The sequence below is a fragment of the Mesorhizobium sp. USDA 4413 genome, from assembly GCF_056280365.1.
In genome coordinates this window covers 1,069,480-1,081,658 of record NZ_JBVPRP010000001.1, presented here as the reverse complement: position 1 = coordinate 1,081,658, position 12,179 = coordinate 1,069,480, and the positions used below count along the sequence as shown (strand labels likewise).

10 protein-coding genes and 1 pseudogene are annotated in these 12,179 nt (G+C 63.4%); 8 read left to right on the top strand and 3 right to left on the bottom strand.

The window, feature by feature from the left end:
* Positions 1-179: 179 nt before the first annotated feature.
* Together pncB and gcvA are read right to left on the bottom strand one after the other, a co-directional pair.
* Positions 180-1,484, bottom strand: a complete 1,305-nt coding sequence (gene pncB / locus ACVMIM_RS05500) for a nicotinate phosphoribosyltransferase (protein WP_476110964.1) — start codon at positions 1,482-1,484, stop codon at positions 180-182.
* 216 nt (positions 1,485-1,700) lie between these two features.
* Positions 1,701-2,684 (bottom strand): transcriptional regulator GcvA, encoded by a 984-nt coding sequence (gene gcvA, locus ACVMIM_RS05495; protein ID WP_476110962.1) that lies wholly within the window; start codon positions 2,682-2,684, stop codon positions 1,701-1,703.
* Between the two features lie 214 nt (positions 2,685-2,898).
* Here gcvA and speB point away from each other — a divergent pair.
* The 4 genes and pseudogenes from speB (at position 2,899) to ACVMIM_RS05475 (ending at position 6,265) form a co-directional block, all read left to right on the top strand.
* A pseudogene (gene speB / locus ACVMIM_RS05490) lies at positions 2,899-3,955 on the top strand (agmatinase).
* Positions 3,956-4,075: 120 nt separating this feature from the next.
* Positions 4,076-4,876, top strand: a complete 801-nt coding sequence (locus ACVMIM_RS05485) for a transporter substrate-binding domain-containing protein (protein WP_476110961.1) — start codon at positions 4,076-4,078, stop codon at positions 4,874-4,876.
* Between the two features lie 76 nt (positions 4,877-4,952).
* On the top strand, positions 4,953-5,621 hold the full coding sequence (locus ACVMIM_RS05480; RefSeq protein WP_278051040.1) for an amino acid ABC transporter permease: 669 nt from the start codon (positions 4,953-4,955) through the stop codon (positions 5,619-5,621).
* Entirely contained in the window at positions 5,618-6,265 is a 648-nt protein-coding gene (locus ACVMIM_RS05475) for an amino acid ABC transporter permease (RefSeq protein WP_476110959.1), read from the top strand. The genes ACVMIM_RS05480 and ACVMIM_RS05475 overlap by 4 nt, the downstream gene beginning before the upstream one ends.
* A gap of 41 nt (positions 6,266-6,306) precedes the next feature.
* Here the strand turns inward: ACVMIM_RS05475 and ACVMIM_RS05470 are convergent, their stop codons facing one another.
* Positions 6,307-7,710, bottom strand: a complete 1,404-nt coding sequence (locus ACVMIM_RS05470) for an MATE family efflux transporter (RefSeq protein WP_476110957.1) — start codon at positions 7,708-7,710, stop codon at positions 6,307-6,309.
* Between the two features lie 242 nt (positions 7,711-7,952).
* Here ACVMIM_RS05470 and ACVMIM_RS05465 point away from each other — a divergent pair, with 242 nt between their 5' ends.
* From ACVMIM_RS05465 to ACVMIM_RS05450, 4 genes are all read left to right on the top strand, one after another.
* A complete protein-coding gene (locus ACVMIM_RS05465) occupies positions 7,953-8,870 on the top strand; it encodes a helix-turn-helix domain-containing protein (protein WP_476110955.1) in 918 nt (305 codons plus the stop codon).
* Between the two features lie 240 nt (positions 8,871-9,110).
* On the top strand, positions 9,111-10,385 hold the full coding sequence (locus ACVMIM_RS05460; protein WP_476110953.1) for an ABC transporter substrate-binding protein: 1,275 nt from the start codon (positions 9,111-9,113) through the stop codon (positions 10,383-10,385).
* A gap of 100 nt (positions 10,386-10,485) precedes the next feature.
* Positions 10,486-11,352, top strand: a complete 867-nt coding sequence (locus ACVMIM_RS05455; protein ID WP_476110951.1) for a carbohydrate ABC transporter permease — start codon at positions 10,486-10,488, stop codon at positions 11,350-11,352.
* A complete protein-coding gene (locus ACVMIM_RS05450) occupies positions 11,349-12,176 on the top strand; it encodes a carbohydrate ABC transporter permease (protein WP_476110949.1) in 828 nt (275 codons plus the stop codon). The genes ACVMIM_RS05455 and ACVMIM_RS05450 overlap by 4 nt, the downstream gene beginning before the upstream one ends.
* Positions 12,177-12,179: the final 3 nt, after the last annotated feature.

Sequence of the window (12,179 nt, the reverse complement as noted above, 5' to 3'; positions counted from 1 at the left end):
AGATTGGCGGCTTCAGCGCCGGCTCATTCCTGACAGCGTTGAAAATTGGCGAAAGCGGGGGTGCCAAGATGATCTCCCCCGTAGAGGGGGAGATGTCCGGCAGGACAGAGGGGGGCGCGAAGGAACTCAGCCTATCCAACTTTGCTGTCCTGCAGGGTGACGTCAGATCGGCAGAGTGTTCACACTTTCACCAGCTGCTGCACCCGATCCTTCTCGCCGAAGATCCTCAGATACCTTTTGATCTCCTTCTCCTCGCCGGTCGCCTTGGCGGGATTGTCCGACAGCTTCACCGCCGGCCGGCCGTTGGCTTCGCTGACCTTGCAGACCAGCGAGATGGCGTCGAGGCTTTTGGTTGCGGTCGGCGCGCAGCCCTCGAAATCGTTGGTGAGATTGGTGCCCCAGCCGAAGGACATGCGCACCTTGCCGCGGAAATGCTTGTAGGTCTCCTCGATGGTTTCGACTTCCAGGCCGTCGGAGAAGATGAGCAGCTTCTGCTTGGGATCCTTGCCCTTCTCACGCCACCAGGAGAGGATCTTCTCGCCGCCTTCGATCGGCGGCGCGCTGTCCGGCCGGAAGCCGGTCCAGTCGGCGATCCAGTCCGGTGCGTCGCGCAGGAACGCGGCCGTGCCGAAAGTGTCGGGCAGCACGATCAGCAGATTGCCGCCATAGTAGCGCTGCCAGTCCTGCAGCACCTTGTAGGGCGCTTCGCGCAACTCCTGTTCGGAATTGGCAAGCGCTGCAAACACCATCGGCAATTCATGCGCGTTGGTGCCCAAAGCCTCGAGGTCGTTGTCCATGGCCAGAAGCACGTTGGAGGTGCCGGTGAAGGCTTCGCCGATGCCTTCCTTCAGGGCCTCGACACACCAGCGCTGCCACAGGAAGGAATGGCGGCGGCGCGTGCCGAAGTCGGAAATGCGGATGCCGGGCAGCGCCTTCAGCCGCTCGGTCTTATCCCACATCTTGGCCTTGGCGCGGGCATAGAGCACATCGAGCGTGAAGGGGCCGAAGGAGCGCATCGCCGCTCGCGAGCGCAGCTCGTTGATGATGGCCAAAGCCGGAATTTCCCAGAGCGTCGTGTACATCCAGGGGCCGGCGAAGGAGAGCTCGAACTGGCCGTCGCGCCTGGAAAGCTCGTATTCGGGGAGGCGGAAGTCCTCGAGCCAGGCGAGGAATTCCGGCTCGAAGATCTGCTTGCGGCCATAGAAAGTGTTGCCGCCCAGCCAGATCATCTCCTTCTTGGAAAAGCGCAAGGTGCGAGCGTGGTCGAGCTGCTCGCGCAATTCGCCCTCGTCGATCTCGTCGGCCAGCCGCACCGAGGTGGTGCGGTTGATCAGCGAGAAGGTGGCGTCGACCTTGGGGTACATGCCCCAGATCATCTGCAGCATCAGAAGCTTGTAGAAGTCAGTGTCCAGCAGGCTGCGGACGATCGGGTCGAGCTTCCAGGTGTGGTTGTAGACGCGCCGCGCTATATCGGTCTTTGCCATGTCTCAATGCGCTTTCGTTGCTCGCTAGATCACATTTGTTGAATCGTCATCCTGATCTAACTTTGGATTGGAGCACGGTTCCCGCTTTTCGGGATCATGCTCTAGCCGCGGGAATGCGTCTTAGCATTGTATTTTCGAACGCGCTTGCTGCTTTGCAAGCTGGCCCGACAAAAAGCAGCTACGCAAGTCCAGCCCTCGGGACGCCGCCTGAACCATTTACACCTTTCCTGGAATGGCTCTCGCCCCGACAAGCCTGAGCGATGGACGTTTCCTGCGGCTCGGCACGCGGCCGGCCACCGGGGCGTCGGCGCGGGCCTCGTCCTGCTCCTTTTCGGCGAACAGCCAGTCGATGAAGAGCTGCACGATCGGCGCCGAGCGCATCTCGTTGCGGCAGACGACGTAGAAATCATCGACCGCCGGCACCGACAGCGTGAAGGGCGCGACGAGCATGCCTCTGGCGAGCAAGGCGCGCGCGGTGACGGAGTCACCCAGCGCGACGCCATGGCCGTGCACGGCTGCCTCAGTCGCCATGCGCGCATCGCCCAGACGATGACCGCGGCCGCGCTCCAGATCGAGCGCGTCGGCGGCGGCCAGCCAGGTATGCCATTCACGGCCGTCGTCGCCATGCAGGAAGACGTGGTCGGCAAGATCGCGCACGCTGCGGATCGGACGGTTGTTGATCAGCGTCGGACTGACCACGGGGAAGAGTTCCAGCCCGGACCATTTGCGCATCCAGCAGTCGGTCCAGCCGCCGTCGCCATAATGCACACAGACGTCAATATCCGGGGCGCGGATGTCTTTGGGGTCGTTGGACGGGATCAGGGTGAGCTGGATGTCCGGATATTGCGCCGTGAAGGAGCCGAGCCGCGGCGTCATCCACAACAAGAGCAGCGCCGGCACGCAGGAGACCGACAGCGCGCCGGCGTTTGCTGGCCTAGTCATGCGCTGGGTGGCGGCGGCGATACCGTCAAAGGCGGCCGACACCGCCGGCAGGAATTCGGCGCCATGCGGCGTCAGCTTCACGCGCTGACCGATGCGCTCGAAGAGTTTCACGCCGAGCGACTGCTCGAGCGCCTTGATCTGGTGGCTGACGGCGCCATGCGTGACATTCAGCTCACCCGCGGCCTTGGTCAGCGAGGCATGCCGCGCCGTGGCCTCGAAGGCGCGCAAGGGGTTTAGCGGCGGCAGGCGCTTGGCCATGGAAGAGCTCCTACTTTGTGAGATTTTCTCACAGCCAGGAACCTAACAATATCAATTGATTTTTCAATGCGGCTGCCCGAGACTTTTACCCGGAACAGCTTCAAGAGACGTGGAATCCGCAGCAGCCGGGAGCAACGATCCAGCCGGACAACAGGCTGGCTTGGCAAATCGCCCATGCGGGCAGCGCTGCAGGCAGGCAAGAGAGGAGAACCACATGGGTTACGATCGCGGCAAGCTCGAAGCGTTGCGCCGCAAATATGGCGAGAGCCATGGCGGCGAGATGTTCGACCCGAAATTCCGCAAGGTCGCCGACAAGATCTTCAACAAGTCGGGCACGCGCCTCGCCCCCTATTCCGGCGTCCCGACCTTCCTCGCCGCGCCCTACCGCGAAATCGCCGCCGAGAATCCGGATTTCGGCGACCTGCAGGTGGCGATGATCGGCGTGCCGATGGACCTCGGCGTTACCAACCGTCCCGGCTCGCGCTTCGGGCCGCGCGCGCTGCGCGCCATCGAGCGCATCGGCCCCTACAACCATGTGCTGGAATGCGCGCCGACGCATGAGCTGCGCGTCGCCGATATCGGCGACACGCCGTTCCGCAGCCGCTACCGGCTGGAGATCAGCCATGAGGACATCGAAAAGCGCACCAACCAGATCGTCGATGCCGGCGTGCTGCCGCTTTCGGTCGGCGGCGACCATTCGATCAGCCATCCGATCCTGAAGGCGGTCGGCAAAAAGGCGCCGGTCGGCATGATTCATATCGACGCCCATTGCGACACCAGCGGGCTGTTCGACATGACCAAGTTCCACCATGGCGGGCCGTTCCGCAACGCGGTGCTGGACGGCGTGCTCGATCCCTCGCGCACCATCCAGATCGGCATCCGCGGCTCGGCCGAATATCTGTGGGAGTTCACCTACGAATCCGGCATGACTGTCGTGCATGCCGAGGAGGTGACCGCGCCTCGGCATCCCGGCCATCATCGAGAAGGCGCGCAAAATTGTCGGCGACGGCCCGACCTACATCTCCTTCGACGTCGACAGCATCGATCCGGCCTTCGCGCCGGGCACCGGCACGCCGGAAGTCGGCGGGCTGACGACGCGCGAGGTGCTGGAGCTGCTGCGCGGCCTGAAGGGCCTCAACATCGTCGGCGGCGACGTCGTCGAGGTGGCGCCGCAATATGACGCGACCACCAACACCGCCCATGTCGGCGCCCAGGTCCTGTTCGAGATCCTCAGCCTGATGGTGTTCAGCCCGGCGATCAAGAAAGGCTAATACCAAAGCACGCAATTCCGGGCGGAAGACCGCTTCCCCTGGAACTGCTCTACCAACACGGCCGCCGCGCTGGAGCCGGCGGCCGGTTTCAAACAACAAGCTTCCAGCAGGGGAACTAAAATGACTCTTCGCAACGTACTGAAATCCGCTTTCGCAGCAATGCTGATGCTCGGCGCCGCCGGCCTGACCACACATGCCAAAGCCGACGCCGTCGACGACATCACCAAGGCCGGCGCCATCAATGTCGGCATCTTCTCGGACTTCCCGCCCTTCTCCTCGGCCAGCGCGGATATGAGCATCAAGGGCTACGACATCGACGTGGCGCAGGCGATCGCCGATGCCTTGAAGGTGAAGCTCAACCTGGTCAGCGTCACCGGCCAGAACCGCATTCCTTATCTCACCGACAAGCGCGTCGATATTTTGATGAGCGTCGGCTACTCCAAGGAACGCGAGCAGGTGATCGATTTCGCCGCCGCCTACGCGCCCTATTACATCGCCGTCATCGGCCCGGCCGAGCTTGCCGTCAAAGGCAAGGAAGACCTCGCCGACAAGTCCATCGCCGTCAATCGCGGCACTCTGGAAGACACCTCGCTCACCCAGGCGGCGCCCACCTCTGCCGACATCCGCCGCTTCGACAACTACAATTCCGTCATCCAGGCCTTCATCTCCGGCCAGACCCAGCTGATGGTGGTCGGCAACGATGTCGGCGCCCAGGTGCTGGCCAAGCAGGATGCGCTGAAGCCGGAGCAGAAATTCCAGCTTTTGACCTCGCCCTCGCATATCGGACTCAACAAGAACGAGGACCGGCTGAAGAAGGCGGTGAACGACGCCGTCGCCAGGATGCTGGCCGACGGCAAGCTCGACGAGAGCTCGAAGGCCTGGCTGAAGACGCCGCTCAATCCCGACAACCTCAAGGATTGATCTTCGGAGCGGTTCGGCGGCGTAAGAGGCGCCGAACCCTCCTCAGGTCAGGCACCTTCCAGCAAGGTCAATCGCCATGGGCTACAGCCTCGACTTCGGCTGGCTTGCGGGCGCGGCGGGCGTAATCGCAAGCGGCGCGGCGATGACGCTGCTTCTGATCGCAGTTACGACGCTGGCGGGCACGTTTCTCAGCATTCTGGGCGCCGCCGGCAAGAGAAGCGGCCCGAAGCCGCTCAGGCTGGCGATCGGTGCCTATGTCGAGGTGATGCGCAACACGCCGTTCCTGGTGCAGCTGTTCTTCATCTTCTTCGGACTGCCCACGCTCGGAATCAGGCTGGACCCGATCCTTGCTGCCATGCTGGCCATGACGCTCAACATGGCGGCCTATACGATCGAGATCGTCGGCGCCGGGCTGGACGCCGTGCCGCGTGGCCAAACGGAAGCCGCCCTGGCGCTCGGCCTCAGGCCCCGCCAGGTGTTCGTCAAGATCGTGCTGCCGCAGGCGCTGAAGGTGATCTACCCGGCGCTGACCAGCCAGATCGTCATCATGATGCTGGAATCGGCCGTGGTCTCGCAGATCGCGGTGCGCGAGCTGACCTACGAAGCCGACATGCTGCAGGCGCGCACCTTCCGCGCCTTCGAGACCTATTTCGTCGTGACCATGGTCTATCTCGGCCTGTCGATGGGGCTGCGCCGGCTGCTCATTGCCGGCGGACGAGGGGCGCTCGGAGCAGGTGTGTCATGATCGAGTTCACCTTCTGGGACATATTGCGCAACCTGCTGCTCGCCGCGCGCTGGACGGTGCTGTTGTCGCTGGCCGCCTTCATCGGTGGTGCGCTGGTCGGGCTCATGGTGCTGTTCTTCCGCATCGCCCGGAACAAATGGGTCAAGCGGATTGCTTCGGGCTATATCGCGCTGTTCCAGGGCACACCGCTTTTGATGCAGCTCTTTTTGATGTTCTTCGGCCTGCCGATGCTGGGCCTGCGTATCGAGCCGTGGACGGCGGCGGCGCTCGGGCTCACCTTCTTCGCCAGCGCCTATCTGGCCGAGATCTGGCGCGGCGGCGTCGATGCGCTGCCGCGCGGACAATGGGATGCCGGCGCAAGCCTCGGGCTGCACTATCTGCAGGAGCTCAGGCTGATCATCCTGCCGCAAGCCTTCGCGATCACCCGCGCGCCGACTGTCGGCTTCCTGGTGCAGCTCATCAAATCGACGGCGCTGACCTCGATCATCGGCTTCGAGGAACTGGTCAGGACTTCCAACGCGATCAACAACGCGACTTTCGAGCCGTTCAAGGTCTATGGACTGGTGGCGCTGATCTTCTTCGTCATGTGCTTCCCGCTGACGCAATACGCGCGGCGGCTGGAGCAAGGCGCAGGGGCGCGCTGAGACGCCAAGGCTGCTGACGACTGGACGCGCAGCCTTGTCGATCAATGCCCGAAGGCGAGCGCCGGCGCGATGCGATCGCGCCTGAGCCAGCGCGCGAGCAGGAGCGCCGCCACCACGGCCAGCCCCGAGGCCAGGCCGATCCAGATGCCGACGCCGTTAAAGCCGAAATGGAAAGCGAGCAGCACGCCGAGCGGCAGGCCGACACCCCAATAGCCGACCGCCGCATAGATCATCGGCACCTTGGTGTCGTGCAACCCCCGCAGCATGCCGGCGGCGACGGCCTGGGCGCCGTCGAAGATCTGGAACAGCGCTGCGAACATAAGAAACGACACGGCAAGCGTGATCACCCTGGCATTGGCCGGATCGGCGAGGTCGATGAAGGCGCTGATCAGCAGATGCGGCCACAGAATCATCACCAAGCCCATCAGCGCCATGAAGGACACACCGATGACGAAGGCCGTCCAGCCGGCGCGCGAAACGCCTTCCGGATTGCCGGCGCCATGCGCCAGGCCGACCCGGACCGTGACTGCCTGGTTGAGACCGAGCGGCACCATGAAGGAGATCGAGGCGATCTGGATGGCGATCGCATGGGCGGCAAGCGAATCCGCGTCGATCAGACCCATGAGCAGGGCCGCCGCGTTGAAGATCGTCACCTCGAAGGCGAGGATGCCGGCGATCGGCAGGCCGAGCCTGAGCAGGCCGCGGAAACGCGGCCAGTCGGAGCGCCAGAAGCGGCCGAAGAGACGGTAGCGGCGGAATTTTTTCTCGAGCATCACTACCCCCGCTAGGCCGGCGAACATCAGCGTGCTGGACAGAGTGGTGGCGAGGCCGGAGCCGGCGATGCCCATCGACTTGACGCCGAGATTGCCGAACATGAACACCCAGTTGAAGAAGGCGTTGCAGGCGACCGCGACGAAAACGATGATCAGCGCCCAGCCCGGCCGCTCCAGCGCCGAGATGAAGGAGCGCAGCACGATATAGCCATAGAAGGGCAGCACCGCCCATTGCAGCCAGTGCAGATAGATGCCGGCCTCATGCGCAAGCTCCGGCTTCTGGCCCATGGCCAGAAGCACCTCTTCGCCATGCGAGAGGAAGATCCAGATAGGGATCGAGATCAGGATAGCCAGCCAAAGGCCCTGGCGCACGGTGCGGCGCAGGTCGCGCACCGAATGGCGATGACGGCCGAGCTCGGTCGCCATCATCGGCGAGGTCGCCAGCATCAGGCCGAGGCCGAAGATCAGCGGCATGAAATAGAGGTTGGAGCCGAGCGCGCCGGCGGCGAGCGTATCGGGCCCGAGCCGGCCCATCATCATGACGTCGGTCGCGGTCATGGCGGTCTGGCCGAGATTGGTCAGCACCATCGGCCAGGCGAGCGCGATCGTCGCCCTGATTTCCTGACGCCAAAGATTTTCCGGCGCGCGAGCGCCGGCTTCGATCGCAGACATTGTTCCGCTCTTTCAGAACACGGCGCGTCGGCCAAAGGGCCGGAAGCCGCACGACAACGGCGCAAAATGGCGCCATTTGCGTCGCCTTGTGAACGAAATGCGACATGTTGGCAAGGGAGGAAGCCCGGTTAGCGATTGATCCAGGCGAGCCGGGATGCAGCGACGCCTCTTTCATTTGCCGCCTGCAGGCTGCTACGGATCCCTCAGGCATGCGCGGCCAGCCGCCATGCCGGGAGGAATGGATGCCATTCAGGCGCAGAAAGAACACGGCCGCGATCCCGCGCACGGTGCCCGCTTTCGAGCACATCGTGACGGAGGCGAGCGAGAGCTTCCTATGGCGGCTGGACGACTATCCGTGGGAGCGCAATGTCTGGAATTTCCATCCGGAATACGAAATCCATCTGCTCAGGAAATCGTCCGGCGTGGTGCTGGTCGGCGACCATATCGGCGAGTTCGGGCCGGGCTATCTGACCATCGTCGGCGGGGGGCTGCCGCATGACTGGGTGACAGCGGTGCAGCCCGGCGAGCTGATCGAAGGCCGCGATATCGTGCTGCAATTCGATCCCGAGCGGCTGCGCGGCTCGGCCGGGCTGCTGCCGGAGCTGCGCGAGCTGGAGCCGTTCCTGGAACGCTCGCTGCGCGGCATGGTCTTCCATGGCCGCACCGCGCTCGACGGCGCCGAGCTGATGGAACGGATGGGCGAGGTGCACGGGCTGGCAAGGTTCCGCATGTTCCTCGAGCTGCTCGAGCTTCTGGCCACCACCGACGAATACGCGCTTTTGTCGTCGCCCGACTTCTCTCCGCTTCTCGACGCCGAGTCGCTCGACATCATACAGCGCTCGCTGACCTACCTGTTCCAGCATTTCGCGGAGGACCTGAAGCTGCCGGATGTGGCTCAATTGGCCGGCATGAGCGAAAGCAGTTTTTCCCGCTTCTTCCAGAAGAACACTGGCAATTCCTTCAGCGACCACCTCGCCAAGCTCAGGCTCTGGCAGGCCTGCAAGCTGCTCGCCGACACCGATATCCCGATCACCGACATCTGCTTCCAGGTCGGCTATATGAACATCTCGAACTTCAACCGCGCCTTCCTGCGCAAGCACAAGATGACACCCTCATCCTATCGCAAGCTGTCGCGGCAGCGGCTGGCGCTAAGGGCGTAATACAGCCGAGATACGTCCACTTCGACAGTTCTGATACTCGTGTGACGAGCAGACTCTGCCTGCGCCATATTTTGCGTCGCACAATGCATAAAAGTACAGGTCTGCTGCAACGGGGCTTCTAGTCTCGCTCCCTCCAACTGCTCATTTTGGCGACGGGCGGCAGGTCACATGGGCGACGGTGAGGGTCGCTTAGCCCGAGGACCTGCCGCTTTTCGCGAGTGTTCCTGGAGGAGAAAACCAATGAATTCAACCCGGCTCGCTGCCAGCCTCGGCGCAGCGTTCGTGCTTACCGCTTCCGTGTCAACCGCAGCACTTGCCCAGGCGCCGGTCTGTTCGGCGCCGGTCAAGGTGCTGGCGCAACCGCGCGACGGGTTGACGCTTCTGGAGGACTCCAAGGACGAGTTCAAGAAGCTCTCCGGCGCCTCGTTCCAGATCGACTACCTCAACGAGAACGACCGCCGCGCCAAGTCGCGCGCCGACGCTTCCACTGTCGGTAACTACAACGTCTATTATGTCGACGAGGCCAATGTGGCCCTGTTCGCCTCCTCGGGCTGGATCGCGCCGCTCAAGGATTATTATCCGGCTGAATATGACTACGCCGATTTCGATCCGGGCCGCCAGAAGGTCGCCACCTATGACGGCAAGGTCTGGTTCGCGCCGCTGACCGGCGGCGGCGACCTGATGGTCTATCGCAAGGATGTGCTGGAAGCCGCCGGCATCCAGCCGCCGAAGACGCTGGATGAGCTGATCGCCGACGTGCCGAAACTGACCAATGCCGACAAGGGCATGTACGGCATCGCACTGCGCGGGGCGCGCGGCTCGGGCGCCAATGTCTGGCGCTGGATGCCGTTCTTCAAGGCCTATGGCGGCAAATGGTTCGACGGCGACAAGCCGGCCTTCAATTCGGACGCCGCGGTGAGGGCGACCGAGACCTATCTCAAGCTGTTCAAGGACTCGGCCCCCGGCACGCAGACCGGCAGCTGGGACGAATCGACCGGCGCCTTCCTGTCCGGCCAGGTCGCCATCCTTGTCGAATCGACGCCGCTGTCGGGCATGGCGGTCGACCCGAAAACCTCGCAGGTGGTCGGCAAGGTCGGCTTCCTGCCGCCGCCCTCGCCGCTGCCGGGTGGCGGCTATGGCCACGGGCTTGCCATCGGCACCAAGGCCAATGCCGATGACGCCGCGAAGAAATGCGCCGGGCTGTTCATCGCCTGGGCGACATCCAAGGAAAATGAGAAGCGCCGGCTCGACGCGCACCAGTTCGGCGAGCTGAACCGCACCAGCATCCTCTCCAGCAAGGAATTCGCCGACATCTACGGCGCCGATCTCGGCCAGGCGCTGGCCGAAACCGGCAAGGTGACGGCGGTGAACTTCTGGCAGGATCCGCGCTGGCCCGATCTCGGCGACCGCTGGGGCATCATCCTGGAAGAGCTGGTCACCGGCACGCGCACCGACATCAAGGGCGGCCTCAACGAGCTCGAGGCCTATGCCAACGAGCTGGTGAAGAAGAAGTAATCCTCCCGCCCGCGGCGCGCGGTTCGCGGCATTCGAAGGAATGCCGGGATGCGCGCCGCGGGACCTTCACCAGACAGCAGCAAAAATCCGAGGATAGGCAATGCGCCGACGCTCTTCCCTGCCGGTCACATTTCTGGTTCCGACGCTTGCCATCCTTCTGGTGCTGTCGATGGTGCCGACGCTCTACGCCATCGTGATCGCACTGCAGAACCGTGAGCTGAGCGCGCCGGACTATTCCTGGGTCTGGTTCTCGAATTTCGCCGACCTCTTTGCGGACCGCCGCTTCCTCAATGCCGTCTGGGTTTCGGTGAAATGGGAGATCGTCACCGTCATCGCGACGATGGTGGTTGCGGTCGGGCTCGGCGTTTTGATGTTCGAGGTCGCCTCGCCGCGGCTGCGCAACTTCTACTGCCTGCTCTTCATCATCCCGGTGCTTTTGCCGCGCGTCTCTGCGGCCTTCGTCTGGAAGTTCGCCTATCATCCGCTTTACGGCATCGCCACCTATCCCTACCGGCTGATCACCGGCGGGCTGATCTTCGATCCGCTGTCCAAGCCCGGCACGGCATTGTTCGCCGTCGCTTCGGTCGATGTCTGGCAATGGGGACTGTTCTTCGCCGTCATCGTGCTGAAGCTGCTCGAAACCCTGCCGCCGCAGCCGATCGAGGCGGCCAGGCTCGACCACGCCAAGCGCTGGCAGATCCATGCCTATGTCACCTTGCCGATGCTGAAGGCGCCGCTGATCAGCCTGATGTTCGTCAAGATGATCGAGTCGCTGCGCTCCTTCGACCTGATCTATGTGATGACGCGCGGCGGGCCGGGCGTCGCGACCGAAACGCTCGACATGTACGCCTTCTCGCAAGGCTTCATCGAGTCCGGCAAGGTTTCCTACGCCTCGGCCATGGCGGTGCTGATGATGATCGCGACCGTCATCACCTTCACCTTGCTTTGGAAGCGGGTGCAGGCATGAAGCAATATCGATTGAGACCGGGCCGCGTGATCGCCAAGGCCGTCCTGACGCTGGCCGGATTCCTGGCCGTGTTCCCGCTTTTCTGGACGGCGCTCAACGCGCTGAAGAACAATGTCGACATCATCACCCGCGTGCCGAAGGTGATCTTCACGCCGACGCTCGCCAACATCAGCTACATCCTCGGCCGCGACAGCGTGCTGACCGGGCTGTACAATTCCGCGGTCGCCTGCGGCGCGGCGGTGCTGATCGGCATCGTGCTCGGCCTGCCGGCGGCCTATGCGGTGGCGCGCTATCCCAATCGCTTCGCCGGCGACATCCAGTTCTTCGTGTTGTCGCTGCGCTTCCTGCCGCCGGTGGCGGTCGCCATCCCGCTGATGGTTATCTGGCTGCAGGTCGGCCTCTACGACACGCTTCCCGCGCTGATCGTCACATACTCGCTGCTCACCATCTCGGTGATCATGTGGCTTGCGATCCCCGCCTTCCAGGGCGTGCCGAAGGAGATCGAGGAAGCGGCCTTCGTCGACGGCTACGGCGCCTATTCGGTGTTCTGGCGGATCGCGCTGCCCGTGGCGGCGCGCTCGCTGATCGGCGCCATCGCCTTCAGCTTCGTGCTGGTCTGGAACGAGTTCCTGATCGCGCTGATGCTGTCGAGCTCCAACGCCAAGACGCTGCCTATCGTGGCATCCGAGCTCTCCCAGCAAGGCATGAACGTGCCCTGGGGCATCCTCAACGCCTCGGTCGTGCTTCTGTCGCTGCCGCCGCTGCTCTTCCTCGGTGTTTTGAGCGGCTTCCTGAATTCCGTTTTCCGGCAAAAGAAAAGTTGAAGT

What these genes read in the sequence shown, in the direction of transcription:
- pncB (WP_476110964.1), bottom strand. Translation starts at nt 1,484, where the DNA reads ATGGCAAAGACCGATATAGCGCGGCGCGTCTACAACCACACCTGGAAG.
- gcvA (WP_476110962.1), bottom strand. Translation starts at nt 2,684, where the DNA reads ATGGCCAAGCGCCTGCCGCCGCTAAACCCCTTGCGCGCCTTCGAGGCC.
- ACVMIM_RS05485 (WP_476110961.1), top strand. Translation starts at nt 4,076, where the DNA reads ATGACTCTTCGCAACGTACTGAAATCCGCTTTCGCAGCAATGCTGATG.
- ACVMIM_RS05480 (WP_278051040.1), top strand. Translation starts at nt 4,953, where the DNA reads ATGGGCTACAGCCTCGACTTCGGCTGGCTTGCGGGCGCGGCGGGCGTA.
- ACVMIM_RS05475 (WP_476110959.1), top strand. Translation starts at nt 5,618, where the DNA reads ATGATCGAGTTCACCTTCTGGGACATATTGCGCAACCTGCTGCTCGCC.
- ACVMIM_RS05470 (WP_476110957.1), bottom strand. Translation starts at nt 7,710, where the DNA reads ATGTCTGCGATCGAAGCCGGCGCTCGCGCGCCGGAAAATCTTTGGCGT.
- ACVMIM_RS05465 (WP_476110955.1), top strand. Translation starts at nt 7,953, where the DNA reads ATGCCATTCAGGCGCAGAAAGAACACGGCCGCGATCCCGCGCACGGTG.
- ACVMIM_RS05460 (WP_476110953.1), top strand. Translation starts at nt 9,111, where the DNA reads ATGAATTCAACCCGGCTCGCTGCCAGCCTCGGCGCAGCGTTCGTGCTT.
- ACVMIM_RS05455 (WP_476110951.1), top strand. Translation starts at nt 10,486, where the DNA reads ATGCGCCGACGCTCTTCCCTGCCGGTCACATTTCTGGTTCCGACGCTT.
- ACVMIM_RS05450 (WP_476110949.1), top strand. Translation starts at nt 11,349, where the DNA reads ATGAAGCAATATCGATTGAGACCGGGCCGCGTGATCGCCAAGGCCGTC.